At 41.2% G+C, this 23,748-nt stretch carries 22 protein-coding genes; 18 read left to right on the top strand and 4 right to left on the bottom strand.

Annotated elements, in window-relative coordinates; all coding sequences use genetic code 11:
- The first annotated feature begins 5 nt into the window (after positions 1 to 5).
- The 10 genes from pbpC (at position 6) to rluF (ending at position 12,812) form a co-directional block, all read left to right on the top strand.
- The gene (gene pbpC / locus PSF31_RS03775) at positions 6 to 2,327 is read left to right on the top strand and encodes a peptidoglycan glycosyltransferase PbpC (RefSeq protein WP_096863448.1); all 2,322 of its coding nucleotides are present in this window, start codon (positions 6 to 8) and stop codon (positions 2,325 to 2,327) included.
- Between the two features lie 277 nt (positions 2,328 to 2,604).
- Positions 2,605 to 3,030 carry a nucleoside-diphosphate kinase gene (gene ndk, locus PSF31_RS03770; RefSeq protein WP_004264899.1) on the top strand — a complete coding sequence of 142 codons (426 nt, stop codon included), beginning with the start codon at positions 2,605 to 2,607 and terminating at the stop codon, positions 3,028 to 3,030.
- Positions 3,031 to 3,191: 161 nt separating this feature from the next.
- Entirely contained in the window at positions 3,192 to 4,373 is a 1,182-nt protein-coding gene (locus tag PSF31_RS03765; protein WP_004912645.1) for a bifunctional tRNA (adenosine(37)-C2)-methyltransferase TrmG/ribosomal RNA large subunit methyltransferase RlmN, read from the top strand.
- Positions 4,374 to 4,575: 202 nt separating this feature from the next.
- Positions 4,576 to 5,520 (top strand): cytoskeleton protein RodZ, encoded by a 945-nt coding sequence (gene rodZ, locus PSF31_RS03760; protein WP_096863449.1) that lies wholly within the window; start codon positions 4,576 to 4,578, stop codon positions 5,518 to 5,520.
- A gap of 192 nt (positions 5,521 to 5,712) precedes the next feature.
- Positions 5,713 to 6,831: a flavodoxin-dependent (E)-4-hydroxy-3-methylbut-2-enyl-diphosphate synthase gene (ispG, locus tag PSF31_RS03755; protein WP_004264895.1), complete on the top strand. Its 1,119-nt coding sequence runs from the start codon at positions 5,713 to 5,715 to the stop codon at positions 6,829 to 6,831.
- A 219-nt stretch (positions 6,832 to 7,050) separates the two neighbouring features.
- Positions 7,051 to 8,328, top strand: a complete 1,278-nt coding sequence (hisS, locus tag PSF31_RS03750; RefSeq protein WP_004264894.1) for a histidine--tRNA ligase — start codon at positions 7,051 to 7,053, stop codon at positions 8,326 to 8,328.
- Between the two features lie 10 nt (positions 8,329 to 8,338).
- Positions 8,339 to 8,962, top strand: a complete 624-nt coding sequence (locus tag PSF31_RS03745) for a YfgM family protein (protein WP_096863450.1) — start codon at positions 8,339 to 8,341, stop codon at positions 8,960 to 8,962.
- 20 nt (positions 8,963 to 8,982) lie between these two features.
- On the top strand, positions 8,983 to 10,155 hold the full coding sequence (bamB, locus tag PSF31_RS03740) for an outer membrane protein assembly factor BamB (protein WP_094961718.1): 1,173 nt from the start codon (positions 8,983 to 8,985) through the stop codon (positions 10,153 to 10,155).
- Between the two features lie 129 nt (positions 10,156 to 10,284).
- Positions 10,285 to 11,763, top strand: a complete 1,479-nt coding sequence (gene der, locus PSF31_RS03735; RefSeq protein ID WP_096863451.1) for a ribosome biogenesis GTPase Der — start codon at positions 10,285 to 10,287, stop codon at positions 11,761 to 11,763.
- A 179-nt stretch (positions 11,764 to 11,942) separates the two neighbouring features.
- Positions 11,943 to 12,812, top strand: a complete 870-nt coding sequence (gene rluF, locus PSF31_RS03730) for a 23S rRNA pseudouridine(2604) synthase RluF (RefSeq protein WP_004264890.1) — start codon at positions 11,943 to 11,945, stop codon at positions 12,810 to 12,812.
- A 121-nt stretch (positions 12,813 to 12,933) separates the two neighbouring features.
- Here the strand turns inward: rluF and PSF31_RS03725 are convergent, their stop codons facing one another.
- Complete coding sequence (locus PSF31_RS03725; RefSeq protein ID WP_036958991.1) at positions 12,934 to 14,070, bottom strand: M4 family metallopeptidase; 1,137 nt, start codon at positions 14,068 to 14,070, stop codon at positions 12,934 to 12,936.
- 158 nt (positions 14,071 to 14,228) lie between these two features.
- Complete coding sequence (gene hemF, locus PSF31_RS03720) at positions 14,229 to 15,146, bottom strand: oxygen-dependent coproporphyrinogen oxidase (protein WP_004264888.1); 918 nt, start codon at positions 15,144 to 15,146, stop codon at positions 14,229 to 14,231.
- A 136-nt stretch (positions 15,147 to 15,282) separates the two neighbouring features.
- Here hemF and PSF31_RS03715 point away from each other — a divergent pair, with 136 nt between their 5' ends.
- The 3 genes from PSF31_RS03715 to PSF31_RS03705 all read left to right on the top strand — a co-directional run bounded on the left by PSF31_RS03715 (position 15,283) and on the right by PSF31_RS03705 (position 17,558).
- Positions 15,283 to 15,714, top strand: coding sequence for a GNAT family acetyltransferase (locus PSF31_RS03715; RefSeq protein WP_004264887.1), 432 nt, complete (start codon positions 15,283 to 15,285; stop codon positions 15,712 to 15,714).
- A 91-nt stretch (positions 15,715 to 15,805) separates the two neighbouring features.
- Positions 15,806 to 16,411 carry an RpoE-regulated lipoprotein gene (locus PSF31_RS03710; protein WP_050763802.1) on the top strand — a complete coding sequence of 202 codons (606 nt, stop codon included), beginning with the start codon at positions 15,806 to 15,808 and terminating at the stop codon, positions 16,409 to 16,411.
- A 247-nt stretch (positions 16,412 to 16,658) separates the two neighbouring features.
- Complete coding sequence (locus tag PSF31_RS03705; protein WP_096863452.1) at positions 16,659 to 17,558, top strand: Dyp-type peroxidase; 900 nt, start codon at positions 16,659 to 16,661, stop codon at positions 17,556 to 17,558.
- A gap of 65 nt (positions 17,559 to 17,623) precedes the next feature.
- Here PSF31_RS03705 and PSF31_RS03700 read toward each other — a convergent pair whose 3' ends face one another.
- Positions 17,624 to 18,037, bottom strand: coding sequence for a type II toxin-antitoxin system HicB family antitoxin (locus PSF31_RS03700; RefSeq protein WP_094961723.1), 414 nt, complete (start codon positions 18,035 to 18,037; stop codon positions 17,624 to 17,626).
- Between the two features lie 49 nt (positions 18,038 to 18,086).
- Positions 18,087 to 18,272, bottom strand: coding sequence for a type II toxin-antitoxin system HicA family toxin (locus PSF31_RS03695; protein ID WP_096863453.1), 186 nt, complete (start codon positions 18,270 to 18,272; stop codon positions 18,087 to 18,089).
- Between the two features lie 322 nt (positions 18,273 to 18,594).
- Between PSF31_RS03695 and PSF31_RS03690 the strand changes: the two genes are divergently transcribed.
- The 5 genes from PSF31_RS03690 to cysM all read left to right on the top strand — a co-directional run bounded on the left by PSF31_RS03690 (position 18,595) and on the right by cysM (position 23,656).
- Positions 18,595 to 19,617: a sulfate ABC transporter substrate-binding protein gene (locus tag PSF31_RS03690; protein WP_094961725.1), complete on the top strand. Its 1,023-nt coding sequence runs from the start codon at positions 18,595 to 18,597 to the stop codon at positions 19,615 to 19,617.
- The gene (gene cysT / locus PSF31_RS03685) at positions 19,617 to 20,447 is read left to right on the top strand and encodes a sulfate/thiosulfate ABC transporter permease CysT (protein WP_004264883.1); all 831 of its coding nucleotides are present in this window, start codon (positions 19,617 to 19,619) and stop codon (positions 20,445 to 20,447) included. The genes PSF31_RS03690 and cysT overlap by 1 nt, the downstream gene beginning before the upstream one ends.
- Positions 20,447 to 21,307 carry a sulfate/thiosulfate ABC transporter permease CysW gene (gene cysW, locus PSF31_RS03680; RefSeq protein WP_004264881.1) on the top strand — a complete coding sequence of 287 codons (861 nt, stop codon included), beginning with the start codon at positions 20,447 to 20,449 and terminating at the stop codon, positions 21,305 to 21,307. Before cysT ends, cysW begins: the two co-directional genes overlap by 1 nt.
- A gap of 2 nt (positions 21,308 to 21,309) precedes the next feature.
- Entirely contained in the window at positions 21,310 to 22,398 is a 1,089-nt protein-coding gene (cysA, locus tag PSF31_RS03675) for a sulfate/thiosulfate ABC transporter ATP-binding protein CysA (RefSeq protein ID WP_094961726.1), read from the top strand.
- Positions 22,399 to 22,771: 373 nt separating this feature from the next.
- The gene (gene cysM / locus PSF31_RS03670) at positions 22,772 to 23,656 is read left to right on the top strand and encodes a cysteine synthase CysM (protein WP_036958988.1); all 885 of its coding nucleotides are present in this window, start codon (positions 22,772 to 22,774) and stop codon (positions 23,654 to 23,656) included.
- The last annotated feature ends 92 nt before the right edge of the window (positions 23,657 to 23,748 follow it).

Genomic DNA, 23,748 nt, shown 5'->3' with positions numbered 1-23,748 from the left:
CATCAATGAAAAAATGGTTACGCCGCACAGGCATTGCACTGGTTCTGTTGGTCATTATTTTGCCACTGGCTTTTCTAGCGGCTGATAAAATATGGCCGTTGCCGATTAAGCAAATTGAAATGGCCCGAACTGTGGTTGCGGCGGATGGCACACCATTGTGGCGCTTTGCAGACAAAGAAGGTATTTGGCGCTTTCCGGTTACACTCGATGAGGTTTCTCCTGATTTTATTGAAGCGTTATTAACGTATGAAGACCGCCATTTTTATCGCCATCCGGGGGTAAACCCGTTTTCGCTAGTTAGGGCCGCGGGGCAGTTTGTGAGTTCAGGGCGTATTGTGTCGGGCGGTAGTACCATTTCGATGCAAGTTGCACGGTTAATTGATCCCCATGAAAGAACATTGGGCGGTAAGCTGAAACAGCTTTGGCGTACGGCTCAGCTTGAGTATCACTACTCAAAAGATGAAATTTTAGAAATGTATTTAAACCGCGCTCCGTATGGTGGAACCATTGAAGGTATAGGAGCCGCTAGCTGGGTATATTTGAATAAGTCACCAGCAAAATTGACGGCGAGTGAAGCAGCTCTCTTTGCTGTTCTACCTCAAGCTCCTAGCCGTTTAAGGCCAGACCGTTATCCACAAAGGGCACAAGCCGCTCGTGATAAGGTGTTAGACAGGTTAGAGGAATACCAAGTTTGGAGCCCTGAAAAAGTTGCCGATATTAAACAAGAACAAATTTGGCTAGCACCGCGGAAGAATCCGCATTCTGCTCCTTTGCTTGCAAGGCGTGTGACTAAAAATACGCAAGACCCCATCATTGAAACCACTATCGACGCCAGTTTGCAAAGGCAACTGGAAGACATGGCAATGAATTGGAAAAACCAACTACCAAAACAAACTTCACTGGGGATTTTGGTGGTTGATCATACGGATATGGCAGTAAAAGCTTATATTGGCTCAATTGATTTCCAAGATGATAGCCGTTTTGGTCATGTGGACATGATTAGCGCTTGGCGCTCTCCAGGCTCAACGTTAAAACCTTTTTTATATGCATTAGCGATGGATGACGGGCTCATCCATGCGGAGTCGTTATTACAAGATGTACCGAGGCGCTTTAATGATTACCGTCCGGGGAACTTTGACAGTGGTTTTAATGGGCCAGTGAGTGTTAGTGATGCACTCGTTCGTTCATTAAATTTACCCGTAGTTCAGTTATTAGATGTGTATGGTAGTAAACGATTTACGGCTCAACTGCGTAATGTTGGGACTGAGCTGCGCTTTCCGTTAGGGAGTGAACCAAACTTGTCGCTGATTTTAGGCGGCACAGCCACACGGATGGAAGATTTGGTTTCCGCTTACAGCGCATTTGCGAGAAAAGGTTATGTGTCGCCGCTACGTTTTAAACCAACCGATAAAATTCGCGATAGAGCGCTGATGTCACCGGGAGCCGCGTGGATAGTGCGCCGTATTATGGGCGGGGAAGCACGCCCTGTTCCTGAGGCTAATTTATCAGGGCAACTTAATTTAGCATGGAAAACGGGAACCAGTTATGGTTATCGAGATGCGTGGGCGATTGGTGTTAATCCGCGTTATACCATCGGTGTTTGGGTCGGACGACCGGATGCAACGCCTGTTGCAGGGCAGCTAGGCTTTGCCACTGCTATCCCGATTATGAATCAAATCAATGGAATGTTACTGAGCAAAATTTACCTATCTCATGAACCGTTACCGAAAGATGTGAAGCCTGCCAGTGTTAGCCAAGCAGTGATTTGCTGGCCGGGAGGAACGGCATTACTGAAAGATGATAATAATTGCCGCCAAAGGCGCCTAAGTTGGATCTTGGATAATACGATCCCACCCACTTTAATGGCACGAGACCAAGAGTCACTCTTAGGGTTAAGACAAAAAATCTGGGTAAATAACAAAGGGCTACAAGTGGCGGCAGATTGCCCGAATGCACAGGAAAAAGAGGTACATTTATGGCCGATTACGGTGGAGTCATGGTTACCGAGTAGTGAAAAACGGGAAAACCAGTTACCTAAAGCAGATTTAGCTTGTCCTCCATTGAAGTTAGAAACGCCGCCATTATTGATTTCCGGTATACGTGATGGTGAAGTATTACAGCGCTTGCCAGGAAAAACCAGTTTAGATTTGCGTTTAGTCACACAGGGTGGGCAGGGGCAGAAATGGTGGTTCTTAAATGGAGAACAGGTGAACACAACAGAGCAAAATGGTTCTATTTTGCTGACACTCGATAAAAGTGGAAACTACCAAATTTCAGTATTGGATTTAAGCGGCCAAGTGACGGCAATGAGTTTTAGAGTGAAGTAATAGATGAAAAACGTGACTTACCCGAAAAAATAGTGTTTTTTGCTATAAAAAGTTTAACAAAATGTTGTTGTGACTGTAGGAAATTGTAATCAGAGCCCCTATAATCATCGCCTTATTTTTCTTTTTCCTAGACATGGTTGCTTTTGAAGTTTAAAAGCCTAACAATAGAATTAGAAATAATATAAAAAACTACAACATGCCTATTTTAAGTTCTTGCATCCTAAGTTACAGGGAAGAATAAAGAATAAAGGCCTAATGAATCGCTAAGAGGTTATTTATGACTGTTCAACGTACATTTTCTATTATTAAACCAAACGCTGTGAAGAAAAACGTTATTGGTGCAATTTACAACCGTTTTGAAAGCGCGGGTTTCACAATCATCGCTGCTAAAATGATGCATTTAACTCGTGAGCAAGCTGAAGGCTTCTACGCTGAACACAAAGGCCGTCCTTTCTTTGAAGGTCTGGTTGAATTCATGACTTCAGGCCCTATCATGCTGCAAGTGTTAGAAGGTGAAAATGCAATCCAACGTCATCGTGACCTGATGGGCGCAACTAACCCAGATAACGCGTTAGCAGGTACTTTACGTGCAGACTACGCAGACAGCTTCACTGAAAACGCAACTCACGGTTCAGACTCTGAAGAATCTGCTGCTCGTGAAATCGCGTATTTCTTCACTGCTGATGAAATCTGCCCACGCTAAGACTTCTTTAACTAATGCATTAGCATTATTGTTATAAAGTTTGTACAATGCGACGCCCTGCTATGATTAGCGGGGCGATTATATTTTTAAGACTGCAAAAATTACGTCGTGCTATACTCATTACTAGCACTGCCGAAAGTGTAACAACGAGGCAATACACCATGTCTGATATGACGACAGATGCACAATGTGCAACTTCTTCTGCTATTTCTGTCACGCCAGAAAAAACGAATCAAAAAACCAATTTACTTGATTTAAACCGCAAGCAAATGCGTGAGTTCTTTGCCCAAATGGGTGAAAAACCGTTCCGCGCGGATCAGGTCATGAAATGGATCTATCATTATTGCTATGATGATTTTGACCAAATGACCGATATTAATAAAGTTCTTAGAGCAAAACTAAAAGAAGTCGCGGAAATCCGTGCACCGGAAGTCGCTGACGAACAGCGCTCATCAGATGGTACCATTAAGTGGGCTATCAAAGTGGGTGACCAACTGGTTGAAACTGTATATATCCCAGAAGCAGATCGTGCAACATTGTGTGTCTCTTCACAGGTTGGTTGTGCGCTGGAGTGTAAATTCTGTTCCACGGCGCAACAAGGCTTCAACCGTAACTTACGTGTTTCGGAAATCATTGGTCAGGTTTGGCGAGCTGCAAAAATTATTGGTTCACTGAAATCCAGTGGACGCCGTCCAATTACCAACGTTGTAATGATGGGAATGGGCGAACCATTACTGAATTTGAATAATGTCGTCCCTGCGATGGAAATTATGTTAGATGACTTCGGTTTTGGTTTATCTAAGCGCCGTGTCACGATTTCCACTTCCGGTGTTGTACCTGCACTGGACAAATTAGGGGATATGATTGATGTCGCGTTAGCGATTTCATTGCATGCGCCAACAGATGATATCCGCGATGATATCGTTCCAATTAATAAAAAATACAATATTGAAACCTTCCTCAACAGTGTGAATCGTTATTTAACGAAATCGAATGCCAATGCAGGACGAGTAACCGTTGAGTATGTGATGTTAGATCACGTGAACGATAGTGTTGAACAAGCTCATCAATTAGCGGAATGTTTAAAAAACACACCGAGCAAAATCAACTTAATTCCATGGAACCCGTTCCCTGGAGCGCCATACGGTAGAAGTTCGAATAGTCGTATTGACCGCTTTTGTAAAGTATTGATGGGATATGGTTTTACTACGATAGTACGCAAAACACGCGGTGATGATATAGATGCAGCTTGTGGGCAACTTGCTGGCGATGTGATCGACAGAACAAAACGAACGTTGAAAAAACGCTTAGCAGGGGAACCTATCAAGGTAAAAACAGTCTGATTTATAAATATGTTTGAATCAGTGAATTAAGTTATGGTTTAGGGCGTTTTAGAGTTAGGCAAAACGCCTTTGTTCACCTACAATAGTAGAAGCAATAAGAAAAATTTAATTGTTGTTTCAACATGATGATAAATTATTGACGAGTAAAGCTGCTCAATGCTTGCTTTATATATTTTTAACTTGGAAATAGTGTTGCCAGCAAATGACTATCGAAAATAATACCGAACAGACTACGACGACAGTAGGACAATTATTGACGCAAGCACGTGAGCGCATGGGGCTAACCCAAGATGTTGTTGCAGAACGATTATGCCTTAAAATCAGTACGGTAAAAGAGATAGAACAAGATATTGCTCCCGCTGGTGTAGAACCGACGTTTTTACGTGGTTATATTCGCCTTTATGCACGCATGGTAGGTATACCAGAAAGCGAATTAAAAACGTATATGAAAACGGAAGAGCCCGTCACATTAGCCAAAGTTTCTCCTATGCAAAGCTATTCTTTAGGGAAAAAGCGTAAAAAGCGCGAAGGTTGGTTAATGAAACTGACTTGGTTGATTGTGATCGTCCTCATTGCAATGGTTGGTGTATGGTGGTGGCAAGATCATAACGCACAAAAAGATGAATTAGTTTCAATGGCAAATCAAAATGATTTGATTTTGTCTCAGCAAGATAACAGCACAACCCCCGTTGAATTGCCGGCTTCAACAGAGATAGTCTCAACGGATACAGCGCCTGTTACACAGGAAAATACACTTGAATTACAAGGCCAAGAGCCTGTATTAACGGCTGACTCTGTTACAGAGCCAGTTAGAACGATTCCATTACCGAATGCACCACAATCTTCAGTTGCATTAGATAGAACACAAAATACAGAAACGACTGAACCTGTTGCAGTGAGTAGCCAAGCTCTGGTCTTTAATTTTACTGGGCAGTGTTGGTTAGAAATTCGTGATGCGAATAATAAAATTTTATTCAGTGGTACCAAAAATAATGGGGATAAGCTGGAACTTGATGGTCCGCAACCTTATCGTCTGAACATTGGTGCGCCGGCGAATGTGACGGTACAGTTCCAAGGTAACGCTGTTGATTTAAGCCGTTTTATTAAAGCGAAACGTCCAGCAAAATTGAAGTTACCTGAAGCCTAAAAACAAATAGGCAAAAAGAAGCAAACTATATCCGAAAACATCTTTTTTGATAGGCTATGGTTTGCTTTCTTGTGTATAGTTGAGCGTATAAAAATAATCGTTAAAACTATACCACGGTAACAAAGAGTACTATAGGCACAAAAAGTACCACGGTAACAAAGAGCACATGGACGTTCGGAGAATTAAACCAAAATGCATAATGAATCACCGATAAAAAGACGTAAATCCACCCGTATTAATGTAGGTAGCGTACCCGTAGGCGATGGTGCTCCTATCGCTGTCCAGTCAATGACCAATACTCGTACAACTGATGTCGAAGCCACAGTTCGCCAAATAAAATCCCTTGAGCGCGTGGGTGTTGATATCGTGCGTGTTTCTGTTCCTACCATGGATGCTGCTGAAGCATTTAAATTGATTAAACAGCAAGTTAGCGTTCCACTGGTGGCTGATATCCATTTTGACTATCGTATTGCATTAAAAGTCGCAGAGTACGGTGTTGATTGCTTGCGTATTAACCCAGGTAATATTGGTAGTGAAGAAAGAATTCGCCAAGTTGTTGATTGCGCACGCCATTACAATATTCCTATTCGTATTGGGGTCAATGGCGGTTCCCTTGAAAAAGACATTCAAGAGAAGTACGGAGAACCAACACCTGAAGCCTTAGTTGAGTCGGCAATGCGCCATGTGGACATCTTAGATAGGCTGAATTTCGACCAATTCAAAGTCAGTGTAAAAGCTTCTGATGTATTTTTAGCTGTCGGCTCTTACCGTTTATTAGCGAATAAAATTGATCAACCTCTGCATTTAGGTATTACAGAGGCGGGTGGCGCACGTGCAGGCTCCGTAAAATCGGCGATTGGCTTAGGAATGTTACTGTCTGAAGGTATCGGTGATACTCTGCGTATTTCTTTGGCTGCAGACCCTGTTGAAGAAGTTAAAGTCGGTTTTGATATTTTAAAATCACTGCGTATTCGTTCGCGTGGCATTAATTTTATTGCTTGTCCAACCTGCTCACGGCAAGAATTTGATGTGATAGGCACGGTGAATGAGTTAGAACAGCGCTTAGAAGATATCATTACGCCAATGGATGTGTCGATTATTGGTTGTGTGGTCAATGGCCCCGGTGAAGCGGAAGTTTCGACGCTAGGTGTTGCAGGCGCAAAAACCAAGAGTGGTTTCTATGAAGACGGTAAACGTCAAAAAGAGCGCTTTGATAATGACAACATCATCGACCAATTAGAGGCTAAAATTCGAGCAAAAGCAGCGATGATGGATGAAAGCAAGCGGATTGAGGTCAACTTAAAAGATTAATTTTGTGTATTCTAATGCCAAGCGACTCATAGAGTCGTTTGGCGTATTTAGAACAAACGCTATATCAATTATCCGCATTTTTTTCTAAAATCGGTCGCTCACCGTACAAATTAACAGATAAATCCCGATTAGTATCAGTAATTGGTGTTTGTTGATTGAACCAGATGATATTTCGCTCTTATAATCAAACTAATGTAATTCTGAAAATAGAGAAATAAAGTGGGAAAAAATATCCAAGCCATTCGCGGCATGAATGATTACTTGCCAGCTGACACGCGTGTATGGCAGAAAATCGAGGCAACATTAAAAAATATTTTACAGGGTTATGGTTTTAGTGAAATTCGTACCCCGATTGTAGAGCAGACCCCGCTATTTCGCAGAGCGATAGGTGAAGTGACGGATGTCGTTGAAAAAGAAATGTACACTTTCAATGACCGTAATGATGAAAGTCTGACATTACGCCCTGAAAATACCGCAGGTTGTGTACGTGCAGGTATTGAGCATGGTTTGCTGTACAATCAGGAACAGCGTTTGTGGTATTTAGGCCCAATGTTCCGTTATGAGCGCCCACAAAAAGGTCGTTATCGTCAATTTCACCAGTTAGGGGCTGAAGTTTTTGGTCTTGCAGGCCCTGATATCGATGCTGAAGTTATTTTAATGACAGCGCGCTGGTGGAAAGCGTTAGGAATTAGTGAGCATGTAACATTAGAGCTGAACTCGATTGGTTCATTAGAAGCGCGTGCTAATTACCGTGAGGCTTTAGTTGCTTTCTTAGAACAGCATAAAGATAAGCTGGATGAAGACTGCAAACGCCGGATGTACACAAATCCTTTACGTGTTTTGGACTCCAAAAATCAAGAGATTCAAGCTTTATTGAATGATGCACCTGAACTGTTTGATTACCTTGATGTCGAATCACGTGAGCACTTTGATGGCTTATGCAAATTGTTAGAAGCTGCTGGGGTTCAATACCGCGTAAATCAACGTTTAGTTCGTGGTCTTGACTACTATAACCGCACTGTTTTTGAGTGGGTAACCACGGCGCTGGGTTCACAAGGCACTGTTTGTGCGGGTGGCCGTTATGATGGCCTAGTTGAACAATTAGGCGGTCGTGCAACACCTGCGGTTGGTTTTGCCATGGGTATGGAACGCATGGTGTTATTAGTCCAAGAAGTGAACCCTGAATTTACAGCGGATGCTTCAGTCGCTGACGTTTATCTCGCTTCTTTTGGCGAAAATAGCCAACAAGCAGCGATATTAGTGGCTGAAAAAGTCCGTGATGCACTACCAACACTACGGTTAATGACTAACCACGGTGGTGGTAACTTCAAGAAACAGTTAGCAAGAGCGGACAAACAAGGCGCTAAAATTGCACTGATCTTGGGGGAAGATGAAATTAAAAATAACCAAGTCACCGTGAAAGACTTACGTACTGGCGTACAAGAAACTATTTCGCAGCAACTTATGGCGTCACGCATCGCCGAATTATTAGGTTAAGGAGAGACAAGTGGAAGTCTATACAAACGAAAATGATCAAGTCGATGCGATTAAACGCTTTTTTGCGAATAATGGCGTGGCATTAGTTATTGGTCTCGTCATTGGCGTTGGTGGTGTATTTGGTTGGAACTACTGGCAGTCCCATAAAACCAATGTACTGCAAGAAAGTGCACAAAAATTTGAAACAGTAAACGCCCAATTACGTTCGGGTTCAGATCAGGCTATTGCTGCGGCGCAAAAATTCGCGGCTGAAACTGACGACGTATACAGTGCGATGATGGGTTTAGAGCTTGCGCAAATTGCAGTGGATAAAGGTGATTTAGCTAACGCACAAACTGCATTGACCAATGCATTAGCCAAAGCAAAAACTGTGGATATGCAAGATTTAATTAACTTGCGTTTAGCACGAGTACAATTGGCTCAAGGTAATGCTGATGGCGCGATAGCGTCAGTGGCAAATATTAAAAGTAAGTCATGGCAAGCAACGGCACAGGATGTCCGTGGCGATGCCTTACTCCACAAGGGTGATAAAGTAGGCGCAAAAGCCGCTTACACTCAGGGGTTAGAAAGTGAAGGCTCTCAATCTATTAGAGGTATTTTGACTCTGAAGTTGAACAACGTATCTAATTCATAAGAAGAAAGGAAACGACAAACATGCAGTTGCGCAAAACACTTTTAGTTGGCCTAGTCGCTTCAGCTTTACTTGCCGGTTGTTCCAGCGAAACTGATTCTATTATTATGGCGCCACTTCCACAGGTTGAAAATCAATTCACCCCATCAATTGTTTGGGATAAATCTGTTGGAAATGGTGTTGAACAATTTTATTCTGAATTATCACCGGTTTGGGATGGCTCAGCCGTTTATGCAGCAGACCGCAAAGGTTTAGTTAAAGCCTTTGAACTCGACAGTGGTAAAGAACTATGGTCGGTAGATTTATCTAAACGAACGGGTTTTCTTTCTGCTAATTTATCTGCATTATTATCCGGTGGTTTAACCGTTGATGGCGACAAAATCTTTGTGGGTACTGAGCGTGGAACAGTTATCGCTCTTAACAAAGAAGATGGTCAAGTCGCTTGGGATGTCGAAGTTGCAGGTGAAGCCCTTTCTAAACCTGTAGTGAGTAATGACCTTGTTGTTATTCATACCAGTAATGGTCAACTGCAAGCTTTAGACGTCAATAGCGGGGAAATCAAGTGGACTGTTAACATGGATACCCCATCGTTGTCATTACGTGGTGAATCTGCTCCAGCAGTTGCCTTTGGTGCTGCGATTGTGGGTGGGGATAACGGTCGTGTCAGTGCAGTGCTATTGTCTCAAGGCCAATTAATTTGGCAGCAACGCATTTCGCAAGTGACAAGTTCGACAGAAATCGGCCGCTTAAACGATGTCGATATGACACCAATTATTGATGACGGCAAAGTGTATGCGATTGCTTATAATGGCACATTGGCAGCACTGGATATGCGTTCAGGTCAAATCCTATGGAAACGTGAACTGGGCTCAATCAATGATATGGTAATGTCAGGTGAAAACCTGTACCTCGTTGACCAAAGTGACCGCGTATTGTCTGTTCGTAAAAGCGATGGTGTGACGCTGTGGACACAGGAAGACTTACTAAACCGCGGGTTATCTGCACCAGAAATGTATAATGGCTATCTTGTTGTCGGTGACAAAGAAGGTTATCTGCATTGGTTAGACATGAGTACGGGTGGGTTTGTTGCACAAAATAAATTAAACAGCTCTGGTATTCACAGTCGCCCAGTGGTTGCAAGTGATAAGCTAATGGTTCAGACAAAAAACGGAACAGTTTACCTGTTAACACGTTAATTTTCTGACAAACCGCCAATTTATCGATAAAATCAACGGTTCCTGAACACAGGAGCCGTTTCGTTTTTTGTTTTCTGAGTTAAAGCCTCAGAATTCCTTTAGTTAATAAAAGTTGTGAGGCATCTAAGAATGATACCCGTCGTAGCGCTGGTAGGGCGTCCAAACGTAGGAAAATCCACGTTATTTAACCGTTTAACCCGTACCCGTGACGCATTAGTAGCGGACTTTCCCGGTCTGACTCGTGATCGCAAATATGGTCGTGCAGAAGTTGAAGGTCACGAATTCATTATTATCGACACGGGTGGTATCGATGGGACTGAGGAAGGTGTAGAAACGCACATGGCCGCACAGTCCTTGCAAGCAATTGAAGAGGCAGATATTGTTCTGTTTATGGTCGATGCAAGAGCAGGGCTAATGCCTGCGGATGAAGGCATTGCCAAACATCTTCGTAGCCGCAAGAAAAAAACTTATTTAGTGGCAAACAAAACAGATGGTATTGAGGTCACAACAGCAATCGGGGATTTTTACTCTCTTGGTTTAGGGGAAATTCATCCTATCGCTGCATCACATGGCCGCGGTGTCACTCAGTTAATAGAACAATCGTTAAAACCTTTTGTTGCTGAAGATGAAGAAGAAGTCGAGCTGACCGAAGAAGAAGAAAATGCGGCATATTGGGCAGAGTTAGAAGCTCAAGGTGAGCTTGATGAAGACGAAGAAGATGACTTCGATCCAACAACATTACCGATTAAATTAGCCATCGTTGGTCGTCCGAATGTCGGTAAATCGACATTAACCAACCGTATATTGGGTGAAGAAAGGGTTGTTGTGTTTGATATGCCAGGCACAACCCGTGACAGCATTTATATTCCAATGGAACGCGATGAGCGTGAATATATTCTAATTGACACGGCTGGTGTGCGTAAACGCGGTAAAGTTACTGAAACAGTCGAAAAATTCTCTGTAATTAAAACATTACAAGCGATTGAAGATGCGAACGTCGTATTATTAGTTATCGATGCACGCGAAGGTATCTCAGACCAAGATTTATCTTTACTTGGTTTTATCCTCAATGCAGGTCGTTCATTAGTTATTGCGGTTAATAAATGGGATGGTATGAAGCCCGAGGACCGCGAGCATGTGAAGGATATGCTTGAACTGCGTCTTGGTTTTGTTGATTTCGCACGAATTCACTTTATTTCTGCATTGCATGGCAGTGGCGTGGGTAACCTATTTGAATCAGTGCAAGAAGCTTATGAATCTGCAACTCGTCGAGTGGGAACGGCATTATTAACGCGCATCATGAAGATGGCAGAAGATGAGCACCAACCGCCGCTTATTCGTGGTCGTCGTGTTAAAATGAAATATGCCCATGCTGGGGGGCATAACCCACCGATTGTTGTGATCCATGGTAACCAAGTCTCTGATTTACCAGACAGCTACAAACGTTATTTGATGAATTACTTCCGTCGTTCATTACAAGTGATGGGAACGCCAATTCGAATTCTGTTTAAAGAGGGTGAAAACCCATATGCAGATAAGAAAAATAAGCTAACGCCAACTCAGTTACGTAAGCGTAAGCGTTTAATGCAGCATTTGAAAAAACGTTAGTTAATAAGGCACTAATGTAGGTTTAGTTGACCGTATTAAATGCATAAAGCCGTAACAAAACCATTATGTTACGGCTTTTTAATATTATTTAGATTGATACTTTAAGAATAAATATCGCCCTTACGTTATCAAAATATATCATGACGGACAGGGGGAAGAATTAAAGATTGAGGGAAATTATGGACACTCGTTCTTCTACACGTTTAAACAAATATATTAGTGAAAGTGGTATTTGCTCAAGACGTGAAGCTGACCGTTATATTGAGCAGGGTAATGTATTTATTAATGGTAAGCGTGCAGGAATAGGCGACCAAGTTTTTTCTGGTGATGTGGTAAAAGTTAATGGGCAATTAATTGAGCCGCGTAATGAAGAAGATTTAGTGTTAATCGCTCTGAATAAGCCAGTCGGTATTGTCAGTACGACAGAGAGTGGTGAAAAAGATAATATTGTTGATTATGTTAATCACAGTACCCGAATTTTCCCAATTGGCCGTTTAGATAAAGACTCTCAAGGGTTGATTTTCCTCACAAACCATGGGGATTTGGTGAATAAAATTTTACGGGCAGGGAATTCCCATGAAAAAGAATATTTAGTTACTGTCAATAAACCCGTTACAGATGAATTTATCCGTGGAATGGGTGCTGGAGTACCGATTCTTGGCACAATGACTAAAAAATGTAAGGTTAAGAAAGAAGCTCCATTTGTTTTTAGAATTACTCTTGTGCAAGGGTTAAACCGTCAAATTCGTCGCATGTGTGAACACTTTGGTTTTGAAGTCACTAAACTTGAACGCGTTCGCATCATGAATGTTAGGCTGACGGGTATTCCTGTCGGGGAGTGGCGAGACTTAACAGATGACGAATTGATTGAGTTATTTGATATGATGGAAAAATCTGAGTCAGATATTAAACCGAAAAAAGCACAGAAATCGGTTTCTGCTAATAAAGGTAATACAAAGCAAGCATCGCCAAGTAAACCCAAAGTAAAAACAGAAAACCCGACACGTAAAAAGTTTACACAACCAGGTAGAAAAAAGAAAAAACGTTAACGTGCAGGTTTAATGAATAAGGCTGAATAAAAGAGTTGATTAATGCTCTTTAGTATCGGCCTTTGTATTTTACAGAAAAATTAATTTCAAATGGTTTAATGCTATCTAGCGATATATTTTATTACAGGTTTACTATCAACCCAACACCTAACCAACTCTGTTGTGTTTTTTGCGCAATATTATCATCAAACAGTTTCTTAGCCGCACGGATCGTAGCATCAGCAAATTCGATAAATGTCGCTTTCTTTGTCACTCTATTGTCAGACACTGCTTCCAGCCAAATTTTACCGGCGATATCCCACGTATAGCCACCAAGGCTCTTAGCTAATAAGTAAAAGGCTCTATTTGGAATGCCTGAATTAATATGTACGCCGCCATTATCAACAAAAATAGGTAAATCTTGATATTGAGACATATGGCCAACTTGTGGATCTCTGACCTCATCAGAAAGATAATAAGCGTCGCCTGGATTTATCATCGAACGTAGGGCAGGTGCATTTATTTGGTCAATAAATAAATTTTCTCCAAGTAGCCAATTAGAGGTATTGGCTGTTTCATTATTTAAATATTGTTTGACCATAATCCCAAGTACATCTGCGACAGACTCATTAAGAGCACCAGACTGGAAAGAATATCTAAAATTAGCTTTTGAACTAATAAAACCATGAGCAAGTTCGTGAGCAATTATATCAATGTCGTTATAGAATGGGCCAAAAACGATTCCATCCCCGTCACCAAAGAAAATAGCTTGAGAATTCCAAAATGCGTTAGCGTAGTTTGTTCCATAATGAATAACCGCATTAATATCAGCAGAACAGCCAAAAATTTGGTCAATATTTAATTTTTCCTTGAAAAAGGTACGAATAACACCAATTGAATTAAATACTTGCCCAGCGGGTTTTGATGGTGCTTGAGTGTCTTCTTCGCACATAATTACCGCATAGTCATCATGTGGCATATGACTATCTGGAGAAAGCCCTGAACGCTCACAAATTGGCAGGTCAGAATGCCAGTGATGTTTATGTGGAATAGGGCGCTGAGCATCACGAATAAAACGGTTATAGCGCTTTCCTGTCGTATCTATAGGGCAAGATGAAAGATTATTGCGATGAAATAATGCATCTTCATGTGAATAGGTTCGGCTCATAATATCATTGATATGAGTGAGCGTTGATTTTAAGTCAGTATGACCTGCTTTAGTCACTAAATTGGCTAATAAGCAAGGTGAGAGTAAAGAACGGCCTAAAATTTGATTCATATTATAACTCCATTCAGTTGGGTGAAATGGAATCATAATCTGTTGTGATAATTTTGTAACTAGTTGATATATAAGCTTTAAAATCAATTGCTGTTATTTTATATTAGAAAGGTAGAACGGTTATCTTTCTACCTTAATTTATAAACTAATGTTATTAATTATGGCGAAACCCACTCTTTATTTAGGATTAAAAATTCAGTATAGAGAGCAGCTTCTTGGCTATTAGGTTCAGGATGATAGTCGTATTCCCAGCGGACAAGTGGTGGCATTGACATTAAAATTGATTCTGTTCGGCCTCCACTTTGTAAGCCAAATAATGTACCTCTGTCCCATACCAAATTGAATTCGACATAACGACCACGACGATATAATTGGAATTGACGCTCTCGTTCACCCCATGAATGATCTTTGCGTTTTTCAACAATCGGCACATAGGCATCTAAAAAGCCATTACCAACGGCTTGAGTGAAGTTAAAACAGGATTCAAAACCCCCTTGGTTAAGGTCATCATAAAATAGCCCACCGACACCACGAGGTTCATTTCTATGCTTCAGGAAAAAGTATTCATCACACCAATTTTTATATTTAGGATAAACATCAGTACCATAAGGGCGGCATAAATCACGAGCAACAGTGTGCCAGTGGATGACATCTTCATGAAAGCCATAAAAAGGGGTTAAATCAAAACCGCCACCAAACCACCAAACAGGCTCGCAACCTTCTTTTTCAGCAATAAAGAAACGGACATTAGCATGGGTTGTCGGAATGTAAGGATTCAGAGGGTGAATGACGAGAGAGACGCCCATTGCTTGGTAGCTGCGACCTGCAAGTTCAGGGCGATGGGCTGAAGCAGATGCAGGTAATTTTTCTCCTTTAATATGAGAGAAATTAACCCCAGCTTGTTCAAATAATGCCCCTTTGGTTAATACTCGGCTACGACCCCCACCACCTTCAGAGCGTTCCCATGTTTGTTCTAGAAAAGTTTCCTTACCATCTAGCTCAGTGATTTTTTGACAAATAGCCTCTTGCAAGCTTTGCAAATAGGTTTTTACACGTTCAATATCTGGGTAATTCATTGTTTTATAATAGAACCATAGGTAAAAAATAATGGTTAAAGTATACCCTTTTGCTCGAAGAAAGGCATATTGAATATTGATTGTGTGGCAAAAGCAGAGATAATGGCAGAAAGATTAGTTTAAGCAGGCAAATGAGATGGAAATACGAGTCTTTCGACAAAGTGATTATGAAGACGTCCTGACATTATGGGAGCGTTGTTCTCTTAATGAATTTTCAGGGGATCCTGAACTCGATATTGAACGCAAATTACAGTGTGGAGCAGACTTATTTCTAGTGGCTGAAGTTGCCGGGGAAGTCGTTGGTACTATTATGGGGGGGTATGATGGTATTCGTGGTACTGCTGTTTACCTTGCCGTTCACCCTGAATACCGTGGCCGTGGTATTGCGAATGCATTAGTAAGTAGACTAGAAAAAAAACTGATCGCCAGAGGTTGCGGAAGAATCGAGCTGTTAGTGAGTGAAGAATCTGATGCTGCTATCTGTATGTTTGAAAAAATGTTGTATGAAGAAGAACAACCTGAACGTTTAATTTATTCGAAAAAATTAACGCACGAAACGGATTTTTAAGTTAATTGACTATTTATTTAACTATTCATGGGAATGTTTTGATAAATAGATTGTCACAATATGCATTATGCGACTCATAAAAGAGGATGATATGTCCCAACATGCAAAGTTGAATAGAAATAATGGATTATCGCCGTTGTTGAAGGCTTCTCTACTCTGTGGAACAGTTCTGTTATCAGGGTGTGCGGGTGTGAAATTCTTTTCGCCATCGACTTGGTTTAGCGGCCCACTGGTGGTTTCTAGCTCAGGACTTGGTCAAGTGACTAGTTTTACACCAATGCAAGCGGATATCATTAAGAAACAACTTGATGACCGCTATACATTACGCAGCGGTATGCAAATGGAAAATGGGGATGTGGTCACAATTTTCCAAGGAATGGATGATAATGAAGTAAAATTAGAAATAGTTGGCCCAGAGCACGGCTATGTATCACGAATTATAGTGAGTGACCCCGATATTGCAACTGAATGGGGGCCGACAGTGGGTACTGAATTTAGTGAAATTTATCAAAAAGCATTCGGTATTTGCGGTCTAGGCGAGCGAGTCAATGACGTTCCAACCATTGAATGTAATTCACCGCAATCAAGTAAAGTGGTTTACCGTTTTACAGGTAAGTGGCAAGGGCCAGAAGATTTAATGCCTTCAGATGATGACCTGAAAACATGGAAAATCTCGCAAATTATTTGGCATAAATAATCTCATTTCGTTAATAATATCGCCAGAACTATCTATACTGGCGATATCTTTCCATTAGTATTTCTTTTTCCTTGTTTTCAAAGAAATTTACCCTTTCTTAAATTTTCTTTCTTATAATAGACCGGAAACCTATATTCCCTTGCGTTAAAACAAGGTGAACATCATAGCGATAAGATAAGATAAGATATTAAAATCGCTTATATAAAAAATAGGTTATATAACATATTCATTTTACGAGGTTTACCGTATGTCTCATTCTCAAAGTGGTATTTTGAAAGAACATAGCCGTTTTGGTATTTTTATTGAAGCGCAAGTGCAAGAGGGATCTCTGGATGAAGTTAAGTCTGGATGTAAAAGCTTTGTCGAGGCTTTAACCAAATTACAAGCGCAATATCCAGATGATCGCCTTGGTGCAGTTATCGCGTTTGGCTCTGATATCTGGAAACAGCTCGGTAAGGCAAATACTGCTCCTGAATTGAAACCATTTCGCACTCTGGGTAAAGGGCTTGCTCCCGCCACTCAACGGGATATGTTTATTCATATTCAATCACTGCGCCACGATATTAATTTTTCTTTAGCACAAGCTGCTTTAAAAGCATTTGGTAAATCTATCTCTGTGGTTGAAGAAATTCATGGCTTCCGTTGGGTAGATGACAGAGATTTAAGTGGTTTTATTGATGGAACAGAGAACCCGCAGGGGGAAGAAATTTCAGAGGTTACATTAATTGAAGACGGTGAAGATAAAGGCGGAAGCTATGTTTTAGTCCAACGCTATGAACACGATTTACGAAAATGGGATCGTTTTTCGGAACATGAACAAGAAAAAATGATTGGCCGTACGAAAAAAGATAGCGTTGAATTAGATGAAGATGCGCGCAATGTCACCTCTCATGTCTCACGCGTGGTGATAGAAGAAGAGGGTGAAGAGCTTTCAGTTATGCGTCACAGCTTGCCATATGGTACAGCAAGCGGCAAACATGGCTTATTCTTTATCGCTTATTGTGCAAGGTTACACAATATTGAACAGCAGTTACTCAGCATGTTTGGTGAAAAAGATGGCAAATACGATGATTTGCTGCGTATGACGAAAGCCGTTTCGGGGAGTTATTACTATGCTCCGTCGATTGAGATATTGACGTCTCTTTGAACAATAAGTTGCCGCAGGGATGCGGCGATTGATAATTATTTATGTAATCTATTATTTTCAATGTATTAATCGGTTTTTTTTAATTCTTTACGAGCTGCAGCAGCAATAAAACCACTACGGCTACCATATTCAGGATTAACCTTCACTAAAGCATCAATACGATGTAATAAACGATGCGGCAAGGTGATATTAATACGCTCAGTACGGCCATCGTATTTATCCATATCGACATCCACAAATAACCATATCCCATGCGCATATTCAGGTTGTATTGGGTTCAATAGCGTTTGCTGAGATTTCGATAATGGGATCTCAAAGCCTTTTTCACTCAATAATTCAAAATGAGCATCAATTGCTGATTTTGCTTCTGCGTAAGCCTCTTCTATATTGCTGCCCGCGAATGTACATCCTTCAATATCAGGAAACCAGCCACTTGCGCTGCCATCATTATCAATTTCAATAAAGGCGGTATAAAGCATTAGGTTATCTCCATTAAAGATAGCGCTCATGCGTGAACGCTTTTCTTATTTAATGTGTTAGTTTCGCAGCCTTCAAAATGTGATTTAGTGTGCCTATCTTTAAATCTTTTTGTGGATGCGGAACAGTAATTACAATTGAAAAATGTGGGTGGGAAAACTGATGGTGACTTCCTTTTATTCTTTCAAGTTTCCAACCGTTTTTTTGCAGTATGTTTATCAGTTCCGAACTTTGCACGATCCCTCCATTTCGTTAACTGATATACACATAATACACACTCTGAAGAGTGCTTACAATATTTAAAGTGTGTGTTATGTGTATAAAAAAGAGAGAGGGGGAAAATGTTTAAGGTGTCTTTGCTTCGCTAAACTTAAAAATGAAACGCATTCATATCACTAACTAATTAAAAAATCAGTTAATTTTCCTGCTTATGACGTTCATTTCTTTGTTATTCTAATTTGATATATAAAAAGGTGATTGATAGCTACACAGTTATAACCAAAACATATACAGTGGTTCCAATGTCAGTCATTTGGGTTTAGTTACGAATAGGTGTGGAATGAAAAAATCATTTTTGAAAAAAACAGCACTAGCGAGTTTGGCAACGGTATCATTACTCGGAAGCTCACCATTAGTTGCAGCTGAACTGCTTAATAGCTCTTATGATATTGCCCGTGAATTATTTGTGGCGTTGAACCCTTCATTTGAAAAACAATGGAATGAAGCCCACCCTGACGACAAACTCACAATTAAACAATCACACGCCGGCTCATCAAAGCAAGCTCTGGCTATTTTACAAGGGCTGAAAGCGGATGTGGTGACCTATAACCAAGTCACGGACGTGCAAATTTTGCATGACAAAGGGAATTTGATCCCTGCAGACTGGCAAGCTCGCTTACCAAATAATAGCTCGCCTTATTATTCAACAATGGCGTTTTTAGTTCGTAAAGGAAACCCTAAAGGGATTAAAACGTGGGATGATTTAGTCCGTGAAGATGTTAAATTAATCTTCCCGAACCCAAAAACTTCAGGAAATGGCCGTTATACCTACCTTGCGGCATGGGGCGCTTTTAATCAAGAAAATAAAGATGATAAAGCAAAAACCCGTGAGCAAATGAAACAGTTTCTGAAAAATGTAGAAGTATTTGATACCGGTGGGCGTGGCGCGACGACGTCATTTATTGAACGGGGGCTCGGTGACGTCCTTATTAGTTTTGAATCAGAAGTGAATAATATTCGCTCTCAGTATGGTGAATCAGACTACGAAGTTATTGTACCGCCGGTGGATATCTTAGCGGAGTTTCCCGTCGCTTGGGTCGATAAAAATGTACAAAAAAATGGTACTGAAGATGTCGCTAAAGCTTACTTAAATTATCTCTATAGCCCACAGGCCCAAGAAATCATCACTCAGTACAATTACCGAGTGAATGACAAAGCGGTGATGAGTGCGAATAAGGATAAATTCCCAGAAACTCAGTTGTTTACTGTTGAATCACAATTTGAGAGCTGGCCAAAAGTAATGGACGTTCATTTTGCCACCGGTGGGGAATTTGACCAATTAATGGCTGAAGGGCGCCGTTAATGAATCGTTCAGGAAAGCGTTTTTTGCCAGGCTTTGGGCTAACGCTAGGTAGCAGCCTTTTTTATACCTGCTTGATTTTGCTATTACCCATGAGCGCTTTGGTGATCCAATTATCGGAAATGACATGGCAGCAATATTGGGCTGTCATTAGTTACCCGCAAGTGGTTGCCGCGTACAAAGTGACGTTACTGTCTGCATTAGTCGCAAGTTTGTTTAATGCGGTGTTTGGCATGTTATTAGCGTGGATTTTAACGCGTTATCGCTTTCCTGGGCGTTTGTTTTTAGATGGTTTAGTAGATTTACCCTTTGCATTACCTACTGCGGTAGCGGGGCTGACATTGGCAACCCTGTTTGCAACCTCGGGCTGGTATGGGCAATATCTGCACCAGTTTGACATTAAAGTTGTTAATACTTGGCTGGGAATTGCGGTTGCGATGGCTTTTACCAGTATTCCGTTTGTTGTGCGTACGGTTCAACCTGTGTTGGAAGAGCTAGGCCCTGAATACGAAGAAGCTGCTCAAACCCTAGGTGCGAGCCGTTGGCAAACTTTTCGTCGAGTGATACTGCCAGAGCTTTCACCGGCCTTATTAGCCGGAACGGTTTTGTCCTTTACACGGAGTTTAGGCGAGTTTGGTGCCATTATATTTATTGCGGGTAATATTGCGTGGCAAACCGAAGTTGTCTCATTAATGATTTTTAGTCAGCTACAGCAATTTGATTACCCGGCAGCCAGTGCTGTGGCCTCAGTTATTTTAGCGGTTTCATTGTTACTTCTATTTAGTGTTAATTTAGTACAAAGCCGCTTTGGTAAACGGTTGGGGGGCAAGTAATGGCGCAAATTACACCAATTCACACTACTAGCCGTACCCAAATTAACTGGGGGAAATGGCTACTAATTGCGATAGGTTTATTGTTTTCGTTTTTACTATTAGTGATTCCAATTGTTTGGATATTTATTACTGCATTTCAAAAAGGGTTAGATGCCGTTTTACTGAATTTGGCAGACCCAGATATGCTACACGCTATTGGTTTAACAGTATTAATTGCTTTAATTACCGTTCCTGTAAATTTAGTTTTTGGCACTATGATGGCGTGGTTAGTGACACGATTTCAATTTCCTGGTCGCCAATTATTACTCACCTTGGTAGATATCCCGTTTGCGGTTTCACCTGTTGTTGCGGGTTTGCTGTACTTACTTTTTTATGGCTCGAACAGCTGGTTTGGTGGGTGGCTTGAAGGTTTTGATATCCAGCTAATGTTTTCATGGCCAGGTATGGCATTAGTGACCATTTTTGTAACGTGTCCATTTGTCGTACGTGAGTTAGTGCCCTTGATGTTAAGCCAAGGTAGCCAAGAAGATGAAGCCGCGGTGTTGCTGGGAGCGTCAGGATGGAAGATGTTTTGGCGTGTGACATTGCCCAATATCCGCTGGGCATTATTGTATGGCGTGGTTTTAACTAACGCCCGTGCAATCGGTGAATTTGGTGCGGTTTCGGTGGTTTCAGGAGCTATTCGTGGTGAAACATACACCTTACCGTTGCAAGTTGAATTATTGCATCAGGATTATAATACAGTAGGGGCGTTTACGGCCGCAGGGATCTTAGCACTGCTGGCAATTATCACCTTAATACTTAAAAGCGCATTGCAGTGGCATTTAAGTCGCCAGCAATCTGAATCAGGAGTCCATTAATCATGAGTATTGAAATTGAAAAAATCGGTAAGTTATTTGGTAAAACCCAAGTACTCAGCGATATTTCACTGGATATTGCATCGGGTGAAATGGTTGCCTTATTAGGGCCTTCCGGTTCAGGAAAAACAACCTTATTGCGGATTATTGCTGGGCTTGAACAACAAAGTCAGGGGTTATTGCGCTTTCATGGTCACGATGTTAGTAAAATCCATGCGAAAGATAGGCATGTTGGCTTTGTATTTCAACACTATGCACTATTTCGCCACATGACAGTGTTTGATAATGTGGCATTTGGTTTAACGGTTTTACCCAGAAAGCAGCGCCCATCAGCTCAGGCTATTAAAGATAAAGTAACAAAATTGCTGGAAATGGTTCAACTCGCCCATCTGGCTTCACGTTACCCCGCGCAACTTTCAGGGGGGCAAAAACAGCGTGTGGCACTGGCAAGGGCTTTAGCCGTTGATCCACAAATTTTATTATTAGATGAACCTTTTGGTGCGCTTGACGCACAAGTGCGTATTGAATTACGCCGTTGGTTACGTCAATTACATGATGAATTAAAATTTACCAGTGTTTTTGTGACTCACGACCAAGAAGAAGCCATGGAAGTTGCAGACAGAGTGGTGGTGATGAGCCAAGGTCATATTGAGCAAGTTGGCACACCGAGCGATATTTGGCAGCGCCCAGAAACCCGTTTTGTGCTTGAATTTATGGGGGAAGTGAACCAAATTTCTGCCCACATCAAAGGTTCAACATTAAATATAGATGGCTATGAATTCCCCCTTAACCATACCAGTGTTCAACAAGGTGAAGTCGACGTATTTTTACGTCCTTGGGATATCTCATTACAAGCTGAAGTGGATGAACAGCACCGTTTACCTGTTAGAATTACGGAATCGGGGCCAAGAGGGCATTTTTGGCAATTAACCGTTCAACCATTAGGTTGGGGGAAAGAGCCTTTGTCAGTGATTTGGCAGTCCGAAAAAACGATACCAACGCGAGGTGAACGTTACTTTTTAGGTAGCCAGCAGGCAAAGATCTATCAAGGAGATCAGGCGTTAATTTTCCCACAACTTGCTGAAAGTGCATGAATATAAAACTCAATAACTTATAACACTAATAAATATATTATTGGTGTTATCTTTTCTATTACTTTCTAGGTATATGACCGATGATTAGACTTTATATTAAAAATATTTAGTCTATTTCCCCTTATGATTAAATCCACCATAACCGATTGATATAAAAGATTTATTTATCATATTTTTATATGAAATATAACTGGTAATTCTATAAACTTATTGTAATATAATATATCAATTAGCTATATCAGAAATAGTAATTAAGATAATCTATTTTTCTAATATTAATGTGAAGAGATTTCAATTTTCACATATCAATATTGGGGTAATATCTTATCTCTATTATTTCTTATTTATATATAAAAATTATAAGGATGGTAAAGTGTCGGCTCTGGAACAATTTATCGGTAATACCCCATTAGTAAAGCTTCAGCGTTTAACACAAGGGATTGAAGCTGAAATTTGGGTGAAGCTTGAAGGTAATAACCCCGCAGGTTCAGTGAAAGATCGCGCGGCATTTTCAATGATTAATGAAGCGCAATTACGGGGTGAAATTAAGCCAGGTGATACGCTAATTGAAGCAACTAGTGGAAATACAGGTATCGCGCTCGCGATGATAGCCGCAGTAAAAGGCTACAAACTGAAATTACTCATGCCAGATAACATGAGCAAAGAGCGGCAAGCTTCAATGCAAGCCTATGGTGCAGAACTCATTTTAGTGAGTACGGCTGTTGGTATGGAAGGTGCCCGCGATTTGGCTAAGGAAATGGAACAAAGAGGTGAGGGGAAAGTTTTAGACCAATTTAACAACCCTGATAACCCATTAGCTCATTTTAAAACAACAGGCCCTGAAATATGGCAGCAAACCAATGGCCGCATTACCCATTTTGTATCGAGTATGGGAACCACGGGGACCATTACCGGGGTAAGCCGCTATTTAAAATCCCAGTCAGATGATGTCCATATTGTTGGGTTACAACCTGCGGAAAAAAGCCAAATTCCGGGTATTAGGCGTTGGTCACCAGGTTACTTACCCGGTATTTTTGATGGCTCATTAGTTGATAGTGTACTGGATATAAACCAGCAAGAAGCTGAAGAGACTATGAGAGCTTTAGCTAAAGTTGAAGGTATCTTTTGTGGAGTGAGCTCGGGTGGGGCGGTTGCTGGTGCGTTAAAAGTGGCGAAAGCTAACCCGGGAGCGGTCATTGTGGCAGTAATTTGTGACCGAGGAGACCGTTATTTATCAACAGGTGTATTTAATGAGTGAGATAATTTAATGACAAATCTGTGCTCAATAAAAAATCCCTACAAATGAAAAACCATCAGGCAAGGCCTGATGGTTTTAACTAAATATTGGCA

This window comes from Providencia sp. PROV156 (assembly GCF_028480905.1).
GTDB lineage: Bacteria > Pseudomonadota > Gammaproteobacteria > Enterobacterales > Enterobacteriaceae > Providencia > Providencia hangzhouensis.
Note: the sequence above shows the minus strand (reverse complement) of the source record. Positions and strands in the feature narration are given on the sequence as shown.